At 73.8% G+C, this 19,323-nt stretch carries 18 protein-coding genes; 8 read left to right on the forward strand and 10 right to left on the reverse strand.

Annotated features, from left to right (window positions below):
* The first annotated feature begins 22 nt into the window (after positions 1-22).
* A complete protein-coding gene (locus JX575_RS04010) occupies positions 23-757 on the forward strand; it encodes an N-acetyltransferase (protein WP_186342430.1) in 735 nt (244 codons plus the stop codon).
* A 6-nt stretch (positions 758-763) separates the two neighbouring features.
* Here JX575_RS04010 and JX575_RS04015 read toward each other — a convergent pair whose 3' ends face one another.
* The gene (locus tag JX575_RS04015) at positions 764-2,026 is read right to left on the reverse strand and encodes an Nramp family divalent metal transporter (protein WP_186342429.1); all 1,263 of its coding nucleotides are present in this window, start codon (positions 2,024-2,026) and stop codon (positions 764-766) included.
* Between the two features lie 397 nt (positions 2,027-2,423).
* Between JX575_RS04015 and JX575_RS04020 the strand changes: the two genes are divergently transcribed.
* The 6 genes from JX575_RS04020 (at position 2,424) to JX575_RS04045 (ending at position 8,237) form a co-directional block, all read left to right on the forward strand.
* Positions 2,424-4,103, forward strand: a complete 1,680-nt coding sequence (locus tag JX575_RS04020) for an ATP-binding cassette domain-containing protein (protein WP_186342428.1) — start codon at positions 2,424-2,426, stop codon at positions 4,101-4,103.
* Between the two features lie 67 nt (positions 4,104-4,170).
* Positions 4,171-4,353, forward strand: coding sequence for a hypothetical protein (locus JX575_RS04025; protein WP_186342427.1), 183 nt, complete (start codon positions 4,171-4,173; stop codon positions 4,351-4,353).
* 22 nt (positions 4,354-4,375) lie between these two features.
* On the forward strand, positions 4,376-5,164 hold the full coding sequence (locus tag JX575_RS04030) for an LLM class flavin-dependent oxidoreductase (RefSeq protein WP_186342426.1): 789 nt from the start codon (positions 4,376-4,378) through the stop codon (positions 5,162-5,164).
* A gap of 42 nt (positions 5,165-5,206) precedes the next feature.
* Positions 5,207-5,860: a hypothetical protein gene (locus tag JX575_RS04035; RefSeq protein ID WP_186342425.1), complete on the forward strand. Its 654-nt coding sequence runs from the start codon at positions 5,207-5,209 to the stop codon at positions 5,858-5,860.
* 83 nt (positions 5,861-5,943) lie between these two features.
* The gene (locus tag JX575_RS04040) at positions 5,944-6,954 is read left to right on the forward strand and encodes a glycosyltransferase (protein WP_186342424.1); all 1,011 of its coding nucleotides are present in this window, start codon (positions 5,944-5,946) and stop codon (positions 6,952-6,954) included.
* Positions 6,951-8,237, forward strand: a complete 1,287-nt coding sequence (locus JX575_RS04045; RefSeq protein ID WP_186342423.1) for a glycosyltransferase — start codon at positions 6,951-6,953, stop codon at positions 8,235-8,237. The genes JX575_RS04040 and JX575_RS04045 overlap by 4 nt, the downstream gene beginning before the upstream one ends.
* Positions 8,238-8,259: 22 nt before the next feature.
* Here the strand turns inward: JX575_RS04045 and JX575_RS04050 are convergent, their stop codons facing one another.
* The 5 genes from JX575_RS04050 to JX575_RS04070 are packed head-to-tail and all read right to left on the reverse strand — an operon-like array spanning position 8,260 to position 13,029.
* A complete protein-coding gene (locus tag JX575_RS04050) occupies positions 8,260-9,603 on the reverse strand; it encodes an ABC transporter substrate-binding protein (RefSeq protein ID WP_186342422.1) in 1,344 nt (447 codons plus the stop codon).
* Positions 9,600-10,673 carry a branched-chain amino acid ABC transporter permease gene (locus tag JX575_RS04055; protein ID WP_186342421.1) on the reverse strand — a complete coding sequence of 358 codons (1,074 nt, stop codon included), beginning with the start codon at positions 10,671-10,673 and terminating at the stop codon, positions 9,600-9,602. The genes JX575_RS04050 and JX575_RS04055 overlap by 4 nt, the downstream gene beginning before the upstream one ends.
* On the reverse strand, positions 10,673-11,551 hold the full coding sequence (locus JX575_RS04060) for a branched-chain amino acid ABC transporter permease (protein ID WP_186342420.1): 879 nt from the start codon (positions 11,549-11,551) through the stop codon (positions 10,673-10,675). The genes JX575_RS04055 and JX575_RS04060 overlap by 1 nt, the downstream gene beginning before the upstream one ends.
* Before the next feature lie 12 nt (positions 11,552-11,563).
* Entirely contained in the window at positions 11,564-12,268 is a 705-nt protein-coding gene (locus JX575_RS04065) for an ABC transporter ATP-binding protein (RefSeq protein ID WP_186342419.1), read from the reverse strand.
* A complete protein-coding gene (locus JX575_RS04070; RefSeq protein WP_186342418.1) occupies positions 12,268-13,029 on the reverse strand; it encodes an ABC transporter ATP-binding protein in 762 nt (253 codons plus the stop codon). The genes JX575_RS04065 and JX575_RS04070 overlap by 1 nt, the downstream gene beginning before the upstream one ends.
* A 149-nt stretch (positions 13,030-13,178) precedes the next feature.
* Here JX575_RS04070 and JX575_RS04075 point away from each other — a divergent pair, with 149 nt between their 5' ends.
* A complete protein-coding gene (locus JX575_RS04075; RefSeq protein WP_186342417.1) occupies positions 13,179-14,378 on the forward strand; it encodes a helix-turn-helix domain-containing protein in 1,200 nt (399 codons plus the stop codon).
* A gap of 19 nt (positions 14,379-14,397) precedes the next feature.
* Here the strand turns inward: JX575_RS04075 and JX575_RS04080 are convergent, their stop codons facing one another.
* The 4 genes from JX575_RS04080 to JX575_RS04095 form a co-directional block, all read right to left on the reverse strand.
* Positions 14,398-15,546 carry an acyl-CoA dehydrogenase family protein gene (locus tag JX575_RS04080; RefSeq protein ID WP_186342416.1) on the reverse strand — a complete coding sequence of 383 codons (1,149 nt, stop codon included), beginning with the start codon at positions 15,544-15,546 and terminating at the stop codon, positions 14,398-14,400.
* A gap of 15 nt (positions 15,547-15,561) precedes the next feature.
* A complete protein-coding gene (locus tag JX575_RS04085; protein ID WP_186342415.1) occupies positions 15,562-16,701 on the reverse strand; it encodes an acyl-CoA dehydrogenase in 1,140 nt (379 codons plus the stop codon).
* A gap of 9 nt (positions 16,702-16,710) precedes the next feature.
* A complete protein-coding gene (locus tag JX575_RS04090; protein WP_186342414.1) occupies positions 16,711-17,862 on the reverse strand; it encodes an acyl-CoA dehydrogenase family protein in 1,152 nt (383 codons plus the stop codon).
* A gap of 143 nt (positions 17,863-18,005) precedes the next feature.
* The gene (locus JX575_RS04095) at positions 18,006-19,274 is read right to left on the reverse strand and encodes a trypsin-like peptidase domain-containing protein (protein WP_186342413.1); all 1,269 of its coding nucleotides are present in this window, start codon (positions 19,272-19,274) and stop codon (positions 18,006-18,008) included.
* Between the last annotated feature and the right edge of the window lie 49 nt (positions 19,275-19,323).

Here is a 19,323-nt window from a genome sequence, read left to right on the forward strand (position 1 = left end):
CCGGGTGGGCGAGGATGCCGTCATGCACCTCGAGTTCGTCACCCTCGCCGAGCGCCCCGGTCTCATGGAGACCTTCTGGGACATGGAGACCTCCTGGCCGGAGTTCATGAAGCACGACCCCATCGGCAACGCCTACTACGCCGCGCTCGAGGAGTTCGCCGACTACGTGCTGGTGGTCCTCGACGACACCGGGCGGATGGTCGCCAAGGCGCACTCGGTGCCGTTCCGGCTGGACGAGGGCGAGCTGCCCGACGCCGGCTGGGACCACGCGATCCGCAGCGGCCTGCTGACGAGGCTGCGCGGCGAGGAGCCCGATGCCGTCTCCGCGATCGAGATCGCGATCGAGCCGGGCCTGCAGAGCACCGGGCTCTCCGGCCGGATCGTGGCCGCGCTGCGCGACAACGCCCGGCGGCTGGGCTATCCCGAGCTGCTCGCCCCGGTGCGGCCCAACGGCAAGACCGACGTCCACGAGCCGATGGCCGACTACGCTTTCCGCACCCGCGACGACGGCCTGCCCGTCGACCCGTGGCTGCGCGTCCACGTGCGCGCCGGCGGTCGCATCGACCGGGTCGCCCCCCGCTCGATGGTCATCCCCGGCACGGTCGGGGAGTGGCGCGAGTGGACCGGCCTGCCGTTCGACGCCACCGGCCCGGTCGTCGTCCCGGGCGCGCTGGCCCCGGTGATGTGCGACGCCGAGCACGGCACGGCGACCTACGTCGAGCCCAACGTGTGGGTCAGGCACCCGACGGGCGCCTGAGGGGCCTCACGCCCCGTCGACGGCCTTGCGGACCTCGTTGACGCACAGGGCGATGAATGCCAGTGCGCACAGGGCCATGAGCACGTTGGAGTGGAGCTTGTTGCGCCACTCGGCGGGCGTCCGGTCGGTGTTGAGCAGCCACAGCAGGGTGATCGCCAGGAACGGCATGAAGAACGCCCCGAGCACGCCGTAGGCGAGGATCAGCCAGATCGGCTTGCCGAGGAACATCATCGCCATCGGCGGGAAGGTCAGCCAGAGGATGTAGACGCGGTACCACCTGCCGCCGGCGCGGGCCTCGGACGGATCGCCCTTGGTCACGTTGGTCATGAAGTCGGCGAACATCAGGCTGACGCCGTTCCACACGCCCACGAGCGACGACATCGCGGCGGCCCAGAAGCCGAGCAGGAAGAGCTTGCCGGCCCACTCGCCGTAGCGGTCCTGCAGCACCACGCCGAGGTCGACGAGGCCCTGGTCGCCGCTCTCGATGGCGACGCTGGTGGAGTAGAGCAGCTCGGCGCCGACCACCAGCGTGGCGAGGACGAAGAGGCCGGTGACGACGTACGCGACGGCGTTGTCGATGCGCATCACCCGCATGTAGCGAGGAGTGGACCAGCCCTTCTCGCGCAGCCAGTAGCCGTAGGCGGCCAGCGTGATGGTGCCGCCGACACCGCCGGCGAGGGCGAGGGTGTTGACGAGGCCGTCGTCGGGGATGCGCGGGGCGAGGCCGGTGAGCAGCTCGCCGAGGTTGGGCAGCGTCAGCAGGGCCGCGCCGACCATCGTCACGAACATGATCCCGACCAGGGCGGCGAGCACCTTCTCGAAGACGCTGTAGCGGCCCGTCCACACCAGCAGCAGGCCGATCAGGCCCGACAGGATGCCCCACCACGTCGTGCTCAGGCCACCGAGGAGCCCGGTGAGGGCCAGCCCCGTGCCGGCCATCGCGGCGGCGCCGTAGACGAAGCCCCAGATCACGATGTAGGGCGCGAAGTACCACGTCGTCCAGGCGCCGAGGGAGCGCCAGCCCTCGAAGATCGTGCGGCCCGTCGCGAGGGAGTAGCGCCCCGCGCCCTCGACCAGGACGATCTTCATGACGCATCCCACGACGACGCACCACAGCAGGGTGTAGCCGAACTTCTGGCCCGCGATGAGCGTCGCCACCAGGTCGGCGGCGCCGACGCCCGTCGCCGCGACGACGAGCCCCGGACCGATGATCCTCCAGCGGGGGACCGTGGACTGCTCCGCCGATCCGGTCGAGGTGGTGTCAGCCATGGGCAGCACCATAACCGCGGTCTGGACCAGTGCGGCCCGGCGTTCTGGACGAGACCGTCGCTCGAGTCGGCGCATCCTCGCCGAGGTTGCGCGGCGCGCCGCGGCCGGCGTACACCCCGGGTGGCCGGATCGCGGGCGACCCCGTGCGTGCCGGTCGACTGGGGAGCGGGACGCTCGGCGTGACGGGTGGTGGGTAGTGCGCGGTGGTCCCGGTCGGTAGCGGCGGCAGCACAGGGCGAGCGGGGCCACTAGGACGGTCTCGTCCCCGCTAGGACACCCGGATCCGGGTGGTTGAGCGGGGACGTGCCCGCTTGAGCGGCCGGTCGCACCGCACCCCCGGACGGCCCCGACCGATATACATGCGACGCCGCGGCAGGTCGCTTGCGAGAATCCTCCCGTGGGTCACGTGGATGTCGCCGGGGTGCGCTACGAGCTGCCGGACGGGCGGGTGCTGCTCGACGACGTCAGCTTCCGCGTCGGCGACGGGCAGAAGGTCGCGCTGGTGGGTGCCAACGGCGCCGGCAAGACGACCCTGCTGCGCATCGTCACCGGCGACCTCAAGCCGCACGCGGGTGTCGTCACGCGGTCGGGCGGGCTGGGGGTGATGCGCCAGTTCGTCGGTCACGGGGGTGCCGACGAGACCGTCGCCGACCTGCTGCTCTCGGTGGCCCCGGCAGACGTACGCCGGTGGTCGCAGGAGGTCGCGGCCCAGGAGCTCCGGCTGATGGACGACGACAGCGAGCCGGTGCAGATGGCGTACGCCGAGGCGCTGGGCCACTACGGCGACGTCGGCGGCTACGACCTCGAGGTGGTCTGGGACAAGGTCACGACCGCAGCGATGGGGATGCCCTACGACCGCGCCAAGTATCGCGCCCTCACGACGCTGTCGGGCGGCGAGCAGAAGCGGCTCGTGCTGGAGTACCTCCTGCAGGGGCCCGACCAGGTGCTGCTGCTCGACGAGCCCGACAACTACCTCGACGTGCCCGGCAAGATCTGGCTCGAGGAGCGGATCCGCGAGTCGCCGAAGACCATCCTGTTCATCAGCCACGACCGCGAGCTGCTCGCCAACACCGCGACGCGGATCGTCACCGTCGAGCTCGGCAGCGCCGGCAACCTGGTGTGGACCCACCCGGGCGGGTTCGCGACCTACCACCAGGCCCGCGAGGAGCGCTTCGAGCGCTTCGAGGAGCTTCGGCGCCGCTGGGACGAGGAGTACGCCAAGCTGCGCGCGCAGATGCTGATGTACAAGCAGAAGGCGGCCTACAACTCCGACATGGCCAGCCGCTACCAGGCGGCCCAGACCCGGCTCAAGAAGTTCGAGGACGCCGGGCCGCCGACCGAGCAGCCGCGCGAGCAGCAGGTCAAGATGCGCCTCAAGGGCGGGCGCACGGGCAAGCGCGCGGTGGTGTGCACGGGCCTCGAGCTGACCGGCCTGATGAGGCCCTTCGACCTCGAGGTCTGGTACGGCGAGCGGGTGGCCGTGCTGGGCTCCAACGGGTCCGGCAAGTCCCACTTCCTGCGCCTCCTCGCCGCCGGCGGCAGCGATCCCGACGTCGAGCACCAGCCGGTCGGCGTGCCTCCCGCGCCGGTCGAGCACACCGGCAGCGCCAAGCTCGGCGCGCGGGTGCGGCCGGGCTGGTTCGTGCAGACCCACGAGCACCCCGAGCTGGTCGGGCGCACGCTGCTGGAGATCCTGCACCGCGGCGACGACCACCGCGACGGGATGGGCCGCGAGGCCGCGAGCCGGGTGCTCGACCGCTACGAGCTCGCCCACGCCGGCGAGCAGCGGTTCGAGTCGCTCAGCGGCGGGCAGCAGGCGCGCTTCCAGATCCTGCTCCTCGAGCTCTCGGGCGCCACCCTGCTGCTGCTCGACGAGCCCACCGACAACCTCGACGTCCAGTCGGCCGAGGCCCTCGAGGCCGGGCTCGAGGCGTTCGACGGCACGGTGCTGGCCGTGACCCACGACCGCTGGTTCGCCCGCGGCTTCGACCGCTTCCTGGTCTACGGCGCCGACGGCGAGGTCTACGAGTCGGACGGACCCGTGTGGGACGAGGGTCGCGTGGCCCGCTCGCGGTGACGCATCGCTCGCGCCTGCAGCGGGTACCAGAAGTCGACAGGAGACCGAACGGCAAGGAGGCCCACGCATGAGCGATTCCAGCGACGCAGCAACCGGGCGGCCCGAGGGCGAGGAGCCCGTCGGTGCCGAGATCGGCATGACCGACGAGCCCAACACCTTCGAGCCCGAGGAGGACGCGGAGGAGGATCCCACCCCGGACTCCCCCGAGGACGCCGAGGACGCTGAGGGCTCCGAGGGGCCCGGCGCCTGACGTCCCGTGCTTCCCTGACCGCATGACCACGCGTCGCGGGCTCTTCGTCGCGCCCTTCGACGGCCTGGCCGACCCGCGGGTGGTCGGCGACCTCGCCGCCGACGCCGAGGAGGCGGGCTGGGACGGGTTCTTCGTCTGGGACCACCTGCAGTACGGAGACCGGGTGGCCGCGATCGCCGACCCGTGGACGTGCTGCGCCGCGATCGCCCTGCGCACCGAGCGACTGCTGCTCGGGCCCATGGTGACGCCGCTGCCCCGCCGTCGTCCGCAGGTGCTGGCGCGCCAGGCGGCCAGCCTGTCGGTGCTGTCGGGCGAGCGCCTCGTCCTCGGCCTCGGACTGGGGGACGACTGGGTGGGGGAGTTCAGCGCCTTCGGCGACGAGCCCGACCCGGGGGTGCGCGGCCGGATGCTCGACGAGGGCCTCGGCGTGCTGACCGGTCTGCTCGCGGGGGAGCCCGTCGACCACGTGGGGGAGCACTACAGCGCGCGCCAGGCCCGGTTCGTGCCGGCGCCGCGGGTGCCGATCTGGCTGGCCGGTCGCTTCGGCAACCGGGCCCCGCTGCGGCGGGCGGCGTCGTACGACGGCTTCTTCGTCATCGGCCTCGACGACCCGGGCGACCTCGACACCGTCGCCGGCGACCTGGCGGCGCACGACCCGGCGCCGGGCTTCGACCTCGTCGTCGACCTCCGGACCGACCAGGACCCCGCCCCGTGGCTGGACCGCGGCGCGTCGTGGGTGCTCACCCGGGTCGGGCCCTACGACCTCGACCTCGACGACGTGCGCCGCGTGGTGCGGACTGGCCCCCGCTGAGGAGGGGTGCCCCCGCGCCCCGGGCGGTGCTAGCGTCGAACGATGCCGGCTCGCCGCCGCTCGCTCCGCCTGCGACTCGTCCCCGCCCTGGGCGTGCTGCTCGGGGTCACCGCGCTGCCCGCGGGTGCGAGCCCCGCGCCCGCCCCGGCGCCGCTGCCCGAGTCGGTCACCGTCACGGACGGCCGCACCTCACCGCCCTCGGTGGACATCTCGCAGGTCCGCCTCGTAGCGAGCTCGGGCAGCTTCACCGCTCAGTGGATGTGGATCACCGTGCCGCACCGGTTCCGGGACGGCCACCACCTCACGGTGTGGTTCGACATCGACGGCGACGCCGCGCCCGAGGGCCGACTCACCGTGCGGCTGCGGAAGGACCGCAGATGGCCCCGCCTGCTGCACGCCCGGCAGGCCTTTCGGATCGGCGGTGGCTGGACCGGCGCCGGGCGGCGGGTGCCCTGCGGTTCCGCGTACAGCGACCTGCCCGTGGGCGGCGCCTTCTCGTCCGACCGCTTCCTCAAGGTCAGGCTCGACCTGTGGCGGTGCCTGCGGACGCCGAGCCCGCCCGGCGACGGGCCGCGGGGCGCGTGGCGGACCGCCGTACGGCTGGCCAAGGACGGCAGGAGCGACACCGCGCCCAGTGGCCGCAGGTGGAGCCCGCCGGTGCTGGGGTGGACGGGGTGCACCACCGAGTGCGACTGACGCGCGCGACCGTCTCCCCACGGTCTGCCGCTCACGCCTAGGGGGGAGGCAAGGTCTGTCCCGGGTCACGCAGGATGAGGCGCGTGCTGAGTCCCACCGCCGGCGTCCGCGTCACGGACGTCGTGGTGCCCGACCACCTGCTGCTCGGCCCCGACGCGCACGGCGTCACGGCGTACGCCGGCGAGGTGGCCGCCGCCGCGCGGGCGCGGGTGGTGCGCGACGTCAGCGACCTCGCTCCGGGCTCGGCGGTGCACCTGCACCTGACCGACCGGCTCTTCGGTCCCGAGCCGGCCCGCGCGGCCGCCGCGGTGCGCCGGCTCGCGCAGCAGGTGAGCCTGACGGTGACGCTCCACGACGTCCCGCAGCCCACCGACGGGCCGGTCTTCGCGGCCCGCGCGGCGGCCTACGGGCAGATCGTGCGGGCCAGCCGCGCGTGGGCGACCAACTCGTGGCACGAGCACGCGCTCGTCGACCGCTGGAGCGCCGCCGGCGCCCGCGGCACCGTCATCCCGCTGCCGGTGCGCGCCGCGGCCCGCGGCGCGGGGGAGGGCCCGACGGTCGTGCCGGAGCCGGTGGTCGGCGTCTTCGGCTTCGTCTACCCCGGCAAGGGCCACCGCCAGGTGGTGCGGGCCGTGGCGGCGCTGCGCCGAGCCGGCACACCGGCCTCGGTGCGGGTGCTGGGCGACGCGGCGCCGGGCCACGCCGACGAGCTCGAGGTGCTGGTGCGCACGAGCCGTGCCCGCGGCGTCCCGGTCGAGGTCGCCGGGCGGGTGCCGGACGACGAGCTGGTCGACGCCCTGCGTGCGGTGGCGGTCGGGGTGACGGCGCACCGCAACGTGTCGGCCTCGGCGAGCCTCAACTCCTGGATCGCCGCGGGCCGGCGGCCCCTGGTCCGCGACGGGGCCTACGCCCGCGAGATGGCCGCGCTCCGCCCGGGCACGATCACCCTGTTCGACGACTCGACCCTCGTGCCGTGCCTCGACGCCGCCCTCCGCCACCCGACCTCGACGTGGACCGCACCCGGCCTCGACCTCGGCCCGCACCTCGCGGACACCGTCGCTGCCTACCGGGCGTGGTGGGCCTCGGTCCGATGACCGCGCCGCCCTTCGGCACCAGCGTGCCGGGCAACCGCTGGGACCTCGCGCCGGCCGGGGCGCCGCGGCGTCGGGTGTCGGTCGTGGTCACCCACTTCGAGCAGGAGCAGGCGCTCGCGCGCACGCTCGCGGCTCTGGGCCGGCAGTCCCGGCCGCCCGACGAGGTGGTGGTGGCCGACGACGGGTCAAGGCAGGCTCCCGTCGTCCCGCCCGGGGTGCGCCTGGTGCGCCAGCGGGACGACGGCTTCCGGGCCGCCGCCGCGCGCAACCTCGGCGTCGCGGCCACGACCGGCGACGTGCTGGTGCTGCTCGACGCCGACACCACGCCCGAGCCGGGCTTCGTCGAGCGGATGGTGGCCCTCCCCGAGGCGCTGCCGGAGGCGCTGGTCGTGGGGCGTCGGCGGCACGCCGACCTGTCCGGCGTCGCGCCCGACGAGCCCGTCGAGGCGGCGGGTCCGCCCCGCGAGCTGCCGGAGCCGGCGTGGCTGCGCCGGGCGTACGCCTCGACGCGCGACCTGCTCGACGCCGACGCGAGCAGCCACCGCTTCGTGATCAGCGCCGTCCTGGCCTGCAGCCGGTGGTGGTGGGACGAGGTGGGCGGCTTCGACGAGACGTTCCGCACCTACGGAGGCGAGGACTGGGAGTTCGCCCACCGATCGTGGACCGCGGGCGGGCTGCTGGCCCACCGGGCCGACGCGGTGGCGTGGCACGACGGCCCCGACGCCGCCGCCCGTCCGCGCGACCCCGACGCCCACCTCGCCCAGACAGCGGCCGTGGCCGACCGGACGTCGGCCGTCGGCACGACGTGGCGCGGCCTGCTGCGCGGCCCGGCCGACCTCGTCGTGACCTGCGCGCCCGGCCTCGGCGCCACCGAGCTGCTCGTCACCGTCGACTCGCTGCTGGCGGCGCTCCCGCGTGCCGTCGTCCGCGTCGGCGCCGCGCACCGAGCCCTCGTGGGCGACGACCCGAGGGTCGTGGCTGCCGAGGACGACCTGCCGGCCACGGCCCGGCTGCACCTCGAGGTGCGCCGCGGCCTCCACGGGGACGCGGCGGCCTGGCCGGCCCTGATCGACGGCCTCGACGGGAGCACCGGGTCGCGCACGGTCGCGGATGGGTGCGTCGAGCTGCGCGACCTCCGGCTGCTGCGCCGGGCCGGCCGGTGGGGGCGGCCCGACCTGGCCCCGCCGGGACCCCCGCTCGCCACGTCGCTGCGGCCGTGGACGGGCGACGCGACGCTCGAGGCGTGGCTGGGCGGGTGGGCCGCCGCGTCGGACCCGGCCTAGGGACCGACGCGCCGGCTGCCGCTCAGCTCGTCGGCACTCCGCCCTCCGGCGGGCTGTCGTCGGCCTGGCCCGAGTCGTCGGTCGTGATCTCGGCGTCGCCGATGTCGGTCACCAGGACGTCGGTGACCGGCTCGCCCACGCCGGCCTTCAGCTCGACCAGGCGCATGCCGGCGATGCCCATGTGGCTGTCGGCGCCGTAGCGGAACGGCGCGAGCTGCGGGCCCTCCCACTCGGAGCCGCCCTCCTCGATCGCCGCCACCAGTCCGTCGCGGGTCAGGTCCTCGCCCGCCGCGTCGAGGGCCTGGACGAACGCGTAGGCCTGGGACATGCCGTAGATGCGGTAGTTGGTGAGCTCGCCCTTGCCCCCGTGCTCGTCCCAGACCTCCTGCCACAGCTGCACCCAGGGGTCGTCGGCGCTGTCGACCCCGGGGATGTACTCGGTCGTCATCACCCCGTCGAGGGCGCCGGAGTCGCCCGTGACGGCGCCCTCGGAGAACCGCTCGAGCAGCGAGCCGACGAGGGCCGGGTCGGAGCCGATGTTGGCGTAGAACCACTTCGGGGTGAACCCGGTCTTGAGCGCGACCAGCTGGCTCAGCGCCGTGTAGGAGGGCGTGTTGAAGGCGAGCACCAGGTCGACGTCCTCGGCCTGCAGGCCGGTGATCTGGGGGGCGACGTCGGTGTTGCCGGTGGTGTAGCGCTCGACCGCGACGATCTGGTCGTCGATGTAGCGCCGCACGCCCTTCTCCGCGTCCTCGCCGAGGTCGTCGTCCTGGAGGAACAGCCCGACCCGCGCGTCGGGCATGTTGTCGGCGACCCACTGGCCGATGACCTTGCCCTCGGACTCGTAGTCGGGCTGCCAGCCGAAGGTCATCGGGCGTGCCTCGACGTCGTCGCCCCACTGGAGCGAGCCGGAGGACACCATCAGCTGCGGCACGCCCTCGTCGTTGAGGTAGTCGGCGACCGAGGCCTGCGTCGGGGTGCCCAGGGAGCCGACCGTGGCGAAGACCTCGTCCTGCAGGACCAGCTCGTTGGTCACGGTGCTGGTGTTGGTGGGGTTGTAGCCGTCGTCCTTGACGATGTACTCGATGGTCCTGCCGTGCACGCCGCCGGCCTCGTTGACGTAGTCGAAGTAGGCCTTCGCGCCGGTGGGGATCTCCGCATAGCCCGGCGCCGCCACGCCGGTCAGGGGGAAGGTCGCGCCGATCGTGACCGTGTCGTCGGTGACGCCGGGGTCGGCGGCGGCCCCGCCACCGCCCCCGTCCCCGTCGTCGGAGTCGTCGCGCCCGCCGGCGCCGCACGCCCCGAGGACGAGCGAGGTCGCCAGCGCGACGGCCAGGGGTCCTGCGACCCGGAAGTGTCTGCTCATGCTGATGTTCCCTTCGATGAGGTGGTGCGATGGGTGCTGCGTCGACGCGCGAGGGCGCCGCGGAGGGAGCCGACGATCCCGGCGGGGGCGAGGAGGATGACCGCCACCGTGACCAGCCCGTAGACCAGTGGGGCCAGCTCGGCCGCGCGGATGTCGTCGAGCCCGGCGCCGCGGCCGAGGTCGGTGACGATGCCGGGCAGGAAGGTGAGGAGCCCGGCCCCGAGCAGCGCCCCGGTCAGGCTGCCGAGGCCGCCCAGCACGATCGCCGCGAGCAGGGTGAGGCTCAGGGTCAGGGTGAACGCGCTCGGGGCGGCGAGCTTGACGGTGAAGGCCACGATGGCGCCGGCGGCCCCCGCCGCGGCCGCACTGACCATGAACGCCGAGACCCGCGCACGCCCGAGGTCGATGCCGGCCAGCTCGGCGGCGACCTCCGCGTCGCGCACGGCCCGCCACCGGCGCCCGGTGCGCCCGGCGCCGAGATTGGCCAGGAGCAGGTAGACCACGATCAGCGTCAGCCACCCGACGTACGCCGTGAAGCGCGAGCGGGTGAGCTCCTGACCGGTGACGAAGAACGCGACGTCGAGCACCCACACCGGGATCTCGGGCATCACCACGCGCAGGCCCTGCTCGCCGCCGAGGGTCTGCTTGAAGTAGAGCGCGATGCCCGGGACGGCGACCGCGAGCGCCAGGGTGGCCCCGGCGAGGTAGGGCCCGTGCAGGCGCGCGGCGGCCAGCCCGACCACGGTGCCGACGGCCAGCGTGGTCAGCACGGCGGCCACGACGACGACGCTCAGCGGCATCCCCGAGTCGCGCTCGGGCAGCAGCAGGGCGGCGGTGTAGGCGCCGACCGCCATCAGCGCTCCGTGCCCCAGCGAGAGCTGTCCGTTGGTGCCGGTCAGCACCGTCAGCCCGCCGGCCGCGATGCCGAGGTAGGCCATGGCCGCGAGCTGGGTGTTGCGGTAGTCAGAGACGCTCTCGAGGACCACCACCAGCACCACGAGCGCAGCCAGCGTGAGCACGAGGTGGCGGCCGAGGGTGGAGCCCCAGATCGCCGCAGCCCGGGCGCGCATCAGACCCGACGCTCCGGGGCCTGGGCGAACAGGCCGCCGGGTCGCAGCGTCAGCACCAGCATGAGGATCGCCAGCGCCGCCAGGGGCACGAGCTGCGAGCCGACGTAGCCGCTGACGAAGCTGAGCGACACGCCCAGCACCAGCCCGCCGACCACCGCCCCGAGCGCACTGTCGAGCCCGCCCAGGACGGCCGCGACGAAGCCGAACACCACGACCGAGTCCATGTAGGCGGGGTGGACCAGGCTGCCGCCGGCGATCAGGAGGCCGGCGAGCGAGCCGACCACCGCCGCGAGGGCCCAGCCGAGGGTGAGCATGTGCCCGACCCGGACCCCGAGCAGCCGCGCCACCTCCTGGTCGAGGGCGGCGGCGCGCATCCGCAGTCCGACGTCGGTGAACCGGAAGAGGGCGACGAGCGCGACCAGGACGACCCCGACCGAGACGATCGTGAAGACGCCGAACCCGTTGAGCGCGATGGTCGTCCCGCCGACCTCGAATCCCCGCAGCCCGAACGGCGCCGGGAACGACCGGTAGCGGTTGCCGAAGACGACGGCCGCCAGGGCGTGCAGCACGATGAACAGGCCGAGGGTCAGGATGACCGCGTTGATCTCGGGTCCCCCCTCCGCCGGGCGGATCACCACCCGCTCGAGCACCGCGCCCAGGACCAGGCCCGACAGCAGCGCAGCCGCGAACCCCAGCCAGTAGCTGTGGCCCGCGTCGATGACCACGAGGGCCACGAAGGTGGTCACCATCGCCATCGGCGCCTGGGCGAAGTTGACGACGCGGGTGGAGCGCCAGATCAGCACGAGCGCCAGGGCGAAGGCCGCGTAGACCATGCCCAGCGTCAGGCCGGTCAGTGCGGTGTTGACGAGCTGCAGCACAGGGTCTCCTGGTCAGAATCCGAGGTAGGCGTGGCGGAGCTTCTCGTCGCCGGCGAGCTGGTCGGCCGGAGCGTCGGCGACCACGTGGCCGAGGCTGAGCACGACCCCGCGGTCGGCGACGGACAGGGCGCTGCGCGCGTTCTGCTCCACGAGCAGGACGCTGAGGCCCTCGGCGCGGACCAGGTCGCGGACCAGGCCGAAGAGCTGCGCCACGATGCGGGGCGCCAGGCCCAGCGACGGCTCGTCGAGCAGCAGCATCGTGGGCCGCGCCATCAGCGCCCGCCCGACGACCAGCATCTGCCGCTCGCCCCCGGACAGGGTCGTGGACAGCGCGGTGCGACGATCGCCGAGGACGGGGAACAGGTCGTAGACGCGGTCCAGGTCGCCGCGGCTGACCTTGCCACCGCGCCCGAGCCCGCCGAGGCGCAGGTTCTCCTCGACGGTCAGCTCGGTGATGACGCCGCGGCCCTCGGGCACGTGGGCCATGCCCAGCCCGGGCATCCGCTCGGCCGGCAGCCGGTCGAGCGGGCGGCCGGCGAGCTCCACCGTGCCGGAGCGGGCGCGGTGCAGCCCGGACACGGTGCGCAGGAGCGTGGTCTTGCCGGCGCCGTTGGCGCCGAGCACCGCGGTGATCTCTCCCTCGCGGGCCGTGAACGTGACGTCGTCGAGCGCCGTGATCGGGCCGTAGCCGGCGCAGAGGGAGGTGATGGCGAGCATCAGCCGACCTCCTCCCCGAGGTAGGCCGCGAGGACGGCCGGGTCCTCGCGCACCTGCTCGGGCGTCCCCTGGGCGATGACCCGGCCGAAGTCCAGCACCGTGATGCGGGTGCAGACCTGCATCACCAGGTCCATGTGGTGCTCGACGAGCAGCACGGAGGTCGTCCCCGCGAGCGTGGTCACCAGCTCGCCGAGCTCGTCCATCTCGGCCGCCGACAACCCGCTCGCCGGCTCGTCGAGGAGCAGCACCTCGGGGGCGGCGACGAGCGCGCGGGCGAGGGCGACACGCTTGCGGACGGGGTAGGGCAGGCTCGGCGGGTAGCGATCGGCGTACGCCGCGACACCGAGGTCGTCGAGCGTCGCGCGGGAGCGCTCGCGCAGCGCCCGTTCGTCGCGACCGGCCCTCGGAAGCGCGAGCAGCGAGCCGAGGAAGCCGGAGCGGGCGTGGTGGTCGGCCCCGACCATGACGTTGTCCAGCACCGTCATCCGGTCGAAGAGGCCGAGCCCCTGCAGGGTGCGGGCCATCCCGAGCCCCGGGAGGTCGCGGGGGCGCAGCCGGTCGATCCGCTCGCCGCGCCGGACCACCTCGCCGCTGTCGGGTTGCACGAATCCGCACGCCACGTTGAACAGCGTCGTCTTGCCGGCTCCGTTGGGTCCGATCACGCCGTGCACCTCGCGCGCCCCGACCGCGAGGCTGACGTCGCGGAGCGCGGTGAGCCCGCCGAAGGTGACGGTGACGTCGTTCAGCTGGAGCTCGTCCACGTGTGGCTCGACCCTTCCCGGTCCGGGACATGACGTAGACCACTGTCACCAGATCGGGCTGCGAGCACATTGGGCGGGCAGCACAGAACCGGAGGCCAATTCGGCCCCAGCGGTGGCGATCTGTGTGCGCCGGGTGCCACGGTGGGGCCGTGGACACACGGGTGAGCGACGAGCCGGCTGCGGCCTCCGAGCGGGTCGAGCGCGCCTGGCGCTCGATCCTGCACCGCTCCGACGAGGTGGCCGACGTGATCTCGGCGCGGCTGCTGGCCCGTGACATCGACACCTACGCCGAGATGAACGCGCACCTGCCCGACGACATCCGGCAGTCCTGCCGCGAGCACATCCGGCGCGGCCTGCAGGTGCTGTCGGGGATCGACTCGGCCAAGGCCTCGGCCGTCGAGCTGTGGCGCGAGACGGGACGGCGCCGGGCTCGCCAGGGCGTCCCGCTCGAGCTGGTCCTCAACGCCTACACGATGGGGGCGCGGGTGCTCTGGGAGGCGCTCGCCGAGGCCGCCGGACGCTCGGGTGCGGCCGACGTGCCCGACACCGACCTCCTCGTGGCGGCGCGGGCGGTCTGGTCCAACCTCGACGTGCAGAGCGCGGTCCTGATCGAGGCCTACCACCGCGAGCGCGACCGCGTGCACCGCCGCGACCAGCAGCGCCAGCAGACGGTGATGGACGGGCTGGCCGACGGTCGCGGAGGCGACCCCACCTTCGCCGAGACCGCCCGCGCCGCGCTGGGGCTCGACGCCCACGACGCGGTCGCCTGCGTGGTGGTCATCGCGGACCAGGGCGACGGCGACCCGGTCGGCCGGCTCGACGACCAGCTGCAGCGCCACGGCATCACCGCCCACTGGCACGTGCGCTCGGGCGCGGCCTACGGGCTGCTGTCGGGCCGGCTGCCGGACGAGCCCGGCCTCGTCCGGATCATCGAGCCCGCCGGCGAGGGGCGGATCGCCGTCGCGTCGAGCAACGGCGTCCACGGCTTCGGCACCGCGTTCCGCCTGGCGATGCGCTCGGCGCGCACCGTACCGGCCGGGGGTGGGGTCGTCGGCGTCAGCGACCGGCTGCCGGAGGTGCTCCTCGCGGGCGACTCGTGCGTGACGCCGCTGCTGATCGTCGAGGCGTTCGGCGCCCTGCTCGACCACCCGCAGGTCGACACGCTGCTCGAGACGCTGCGCTCGCTCCTCGCCCACGACGGCTCACCCACGCACGCCGCCGAGGAGCTCTACTGCCACCGCAACACCGTCATGTACCGGATCAAGCAGATCGAGCGACTGACCGGACGCGACCTCACCGACCCGCGCGACAAGATGCTGCTGTGGCTGGCGCTGACGGCGCGGTCCTGACCGGCCGGGACCGTGCCACCTAGAACGCGCTGATGCCCGTCTCCGCCCGCCCGATCAGGAGCTTCTGGATCTGCGAGGTGCCCTCGTAGAGGGTCATCACCCGCGCGTCGCGGAGGTACTTCGCGACCGGGAAGTCGTCGACGTATCCCGCGCCGCCGTGCACCTGGATCGCGTCGTTGGCGGCGCGGACGGCCGCCTCGGAGGCGAAGAGCTTGGCCTTGGAGGCGGCGACGCCGTAGGGCTCGCCGCGGTCGATGAGGTCGGCGCACCGCCAGGCCAGCAGTCGCGCGGCGTCGGCGTCGAGGGAGATGCCGGCGATCAGGTCCTGCACGAGCTGGAACGACGCGATCGGCTTGCCGAACTGGGTGCGCTGCGTCGCGTAGGCCACCGAGGCCTCCAGGCAGCCCTGGACGATGCCGACGCACCCGGACGCGACGGCGAGCCGGCCCTTGTCGAGGGTGCCCATCGCGATCCTGAAGCCCTGCCCGACCTCGCCGAGACGGGCGGAGTCGGGCACGCGCACGCCGTCGAGGAACAGCTCGGCGGTCGCCTGCCCGCGCAGCCCGAGCTTGCCCGTCACCTCGCGTGCGGTGAAGCCGGGGGAGTCGGTCGGGACGAGGAACGCCGTCACGCCCCGCGGGCCGTCGTCGCTGGTGCGCGCGAAGACGAGGGCGACGTCGGCCCAGGTGCCGTTGGTGATGAAGAGCTTCTGACCGTCGAGCACCCAGTCGGAGCCGTCGCGCACGGCCCGCGAGGTCAGGTTGCCGGCGTCGGAGCCGGTGCCCGGCTCGGTCAGCCCGAAGCACCCCAGCGCGGTGGCTGAGGCGAGGCGCGGCAGCCACTCCTGCTTCTGCTCCTCGGTGCCGTGGAACAGGATCGACTTGCCGACCAGGCCGCTGCTGACCGAGACGATGCCGCGCAGCGCGGAGTCGGCCCGGCCGAGCTCCTCCATGGCGAGGGAGTAGGTGACGTAGTCGCCGCCGACCCCGCCGTACTCCTCGGGGATGGTGAGGCCGAAGAAGCCGAGCTCGGCCATCCGCGGCACGATCGCGAGGTCGACCGACTCGTCGCGGTCCCACTGCATCCGGTGCGGGACCGCCTCGCGCTCGAGGAAGTCGCGCGCGAGGGCGCGGAACGCCTGCTGCTCCTCGGTGAGGGAGAGGTCCACGTCAGCCGACCCGCCTCACGACAGCGCCTCGACGCGGTCGTGGTCGGTGACCCGCTCGGAGAGCCGGGAGAGGTGGTGCCCGGCGTTGCCGAGCCACTGCTCGAGCACCGTCAGGTGTGCGGTGCCCACCCCGACGGCGTACTCCGCGGTCATGGCGATGCCGCCGTGGAGCTGGATCGCCTCCTGCCCGATGTGGCGCGCGGCGCGGGAGACCTGGAGCCCGACGCGGTCGGCGGCGTCGGCCACCGCCTCGCGGTCACCGCCAGCGATGGTCATCGTCGCCCAGTCGACCGCGCTGTGCGCGAGCTCCAGCGAGACGTACATGTCGGCGGCGCGGAAGGTGAGCGCCTGGAAGGTGTTGAGCGTGACGCCGAACTGCTTGCGGCTCTTGAGGTAGCCGGTGGTCGCGCGCACCTGGCTCTGCATGACGCCGAGCGCCTGGTTGGCCCCCATGATCCGGGTGAGGTCGCTGAGGGTCGCGACGCTCGCCGTGACGTCACGGCCGGGCTCGCCAAGCGGCGTCGCGGCGCTGGCGTCGAGCCGGACGGTGGCCGCCCGGGTGAGGTCGGCGGCGGCGTAGCCGGAGACCGTCGCCGCGGACGGCTCCACGAGGAAGGCCCCGGTGCCGCCGGCGGGCAGCGCGGCGGTCACGACGAGGAGGTCGGCCGACTCGCCGCCCATCACGGGGTCGGCCACGCCGTCGAGGGTCCAGCCGTCGTCGGTGGCCGAGGCGCGCACGCCGTCGGCGCGCGAGGTCCAGCGATCGCCCGGGGACGTGTCGGCGGCGGCCAGCAGGAGCTCGCCGGCGCTCAGCCGGCCGAGCAGGTCGGCCTTCTGGTCCGCGGTGCCGAGCGCGGCGACCAGGCCGCCCGCGTGCACCACGGCGGACAGGTAGGGCTCGGGCGCGAGGACCCGGCCCAGCTCCTGGCACACGATGCCGATCTCGACGGGGCCGGCACCGACGCCGCCGTCGGTCTCGCTGAAGGGCAGCCCGAGGATGCCCATCTCGGCCAGCCGTCCCCACAGCCCGCGGTCGAAGCCGGGCTCCTCGGCCACCGTGCGGCGCCGTCGGTCGTGGTCGGCGTACGTCGTGGCCAGGAGGCCGCGGACGGCCTCGCGCAGCGCCTGCTGCTCGTCGTCGTAGGTGAAGTCCACGTCGTCTCCTCAGAGTCCCAGGATGGTGCGGCTGATGATCTGGCGCTGGATCTCGTTGGATCCGCCGTAGATCGAGGCCTTGCGGAGGTTGAGGTAGGCCGGCGCCGTGCGCCGGGCCCAGCCCTCCTGCGGCGAGTCGTCGCCCGCCCGGGCGGCGAGCGACGCCGGGCCGGCGAGGTCGAGGGCGAGCTCGCTCACCGCCTGCTGCAGCTCGGTGCCCTTGAGCTTGAGGACGGACGAGGCCGGGTGCGGGGCGCCGTGCGAGGAGTGGGCCACGACGCGGAGCGCGGTGAGCTCGAGGGCGAGCAGCTCGGTCTCGAGCTCGGCGACCCGGGCGCGGACGAGCGGGTCGCCCATCCGGTCCGCGGCCGTGGTCTTCAGCCCGGCGAGCACCCGCTTGACGGTGCCGACGGGGGCGACGCCGACGCGCTCGTTGCCGAGGAGGAACTTGGCGATGGTCCAGCCGCCGTTGAGCTCGCCGACCAGCAGGTCGCCGGGCACGCGGACGTCGGTGAACCACACCTCGTTGACCTCGTGGCCACCGTCGATCAGCTCGATCGGGCGCACCTCCACGCCCGGGGTGGTCATGTCGATGAGGAGCATCGAGATGCCCGCCTGCTTCTTGACCTCGGGGTCGGTGCGCACGAGGGTGAAGATCCAGTCGCCGTACTGGCCCAGGGTGGTCCACGTCTTCTGGCCGTTGACGACCCAGTCGTCGCCGTCGCGCACGGCCGTGGTGCGCAGGCTGGCGAGGTCGGAGCCGGCGTCGGGCTCGGAGAAGCCCTGCGACCACCAGATGTCGAGGTTGGCGGTCGCGGGCAGGAAGCGCTCCTTCTGCTCCTGCGTGCCGAAGTGGGCGATGACCGGCCCGATCATCGAGGTGTTGAAGGCGAGCGGCGGCGGCACCCCGGCGCGCTGGAGCTCCTCGTGCCACAGGTGGCGCTGGAGGTCGGTCCAGTCCTGCCCACCCCACTCGACCGGCCAGTGCGGCACGGCGAGCCCTTCGGCGTTGAGGGTGCGCTGGGCCGCCACGAAGTCCTCGCGGGCCAGGTGGCGCCCCTCCAGCACGGCGTCGCGGATCTCCTGCGGCACCTTGGTGGTGAAGACCTCCCGCATCCGGGTCCGGAACTCCGCGTCGGCGGGGGTGAGCTCGAGCTGCATGTGACTCCTCGGGGGTGACGGGTGGCCCCATCATGTCCGCCCGGTGGTCACGGGTCGATGTTCCACGCGCACAACTCCCGCCCCCACTGGGTGGGGGCGGGAGTGCGGGGAAAGGAAGGGGAGGGGGAGGGAATGGGAGGGGGTCAGCCCTGGGTGGCGTCGGAGTCCAGGGTGACCGTCGCCTGCTTGGTCTGGCCGTCGCGGGTCCAGGTGATCTCCACCTTGTCGCCGGGCCGGTAGGACCGGATGGTCGCGACGAGCGAGTCGGCGCCGGTGATCCGGTGGTCGTCGATCGAGGTGATCACGTCGCCGGCACGGATGCCCGCGTCGGCAGCGGTCGAGCCGTCGGAGACTCCGGCGATCTGCGCACCGTCCTCGGCGTCGGTGACCCGCAGGCCGAGGCGCGCGTGGGTCGGGGTCTCGCCGGCGGCCATCTGGTCGACGATCGGCATGACCTCGTCGATCGGGATCGCGAAGCCGAGACCGATCGAGCCGGCCTCGCTCTGCCCGTAGGGGGACGGGGAGGCGGCCGAGCGGATGGAGGAGTTGATGCCCACGACGGCTCCGGTCATGTCGACCAGCGGGCCGCCGGAGTTGCCGGGGTTGATGGCCGCGTCGGTCTGGATCGCGGGGTAGGTGGTGGAGTTGCCCTGGTCGTCCGAGCCGACGTTGACGGGACGGTCGAGCGCGCTGACGATGCCGCTGGTGACGGTCGCGTCGAGGCCGAACGGCGAGCCGATCGCGACGACGCTCTCACCGACGCCGAGGTTGGCCGACTTGCCGATCGTCGCGGGTGTGAGGCCGGAGACGCCCTCCGCCTTGATCACCGCGGTGTCGGTCAGCGGGTCGGTGCCGAGGACCGTCGCGTCCGCTGTGGTGCCGTCGTCGAACGACACCCGGAGGCCGCCCTCCTCGGCGCCCTCGACGACGTGGTTGTTGGTCAGGATGGTGCCGTCGGCGGTGAGGACGATGCCCGAGCCCGAGCCGCCGCCCTGGGCGGTGGCGACGTCGATCTTCACGACGCTGGGCAGCACCTTCTGCGCCACCGACTCCACCGACCCCTCGGGGGCGGGGGTGTCCGCCTCCGAGGCGGGCGACGCGGGGGCCGACTGCGACGCGCTGGCGGGCTCGTCCTGGGTGGCGTGCCACAGCGCCGCGCCACCGAAGCCGGCGCCTCCGCCGACGAGCAGCGAGGTGGCGAGGACAGCGGCGGCGAGCCCGGCGCGACCGCTCGGGCGCCGCTGGGGCGGGGGTGCGGTCACGGGGTACTGTCCCGGCGGCGTGGCCGCGCCGGTGGCGGGGTGCACGCTGTCAGTGCTTCCTGGTCCCGCCGTGGCCTGCTGGAACGGGTTGTCACCGGCGGGGCGCGGGGTCTGCGGGCCGCCGTACTGGGAAGTGGGTCGCTCGGTCATGGCTCCACTGTGCGCCGGGACCCTGTGGATGCGCTGAGAGCCCGCTGTA

The sequence above is a fragment of the Nocardioides sp. zg-1228 genome, assembly GCF_017086465.1.
Classification (GTDB): domain Bacteria; phylum Actinomycetota; class Actinomycetes; order Propionibacteriales; family Nocardioidaceae; genus Nocardioides.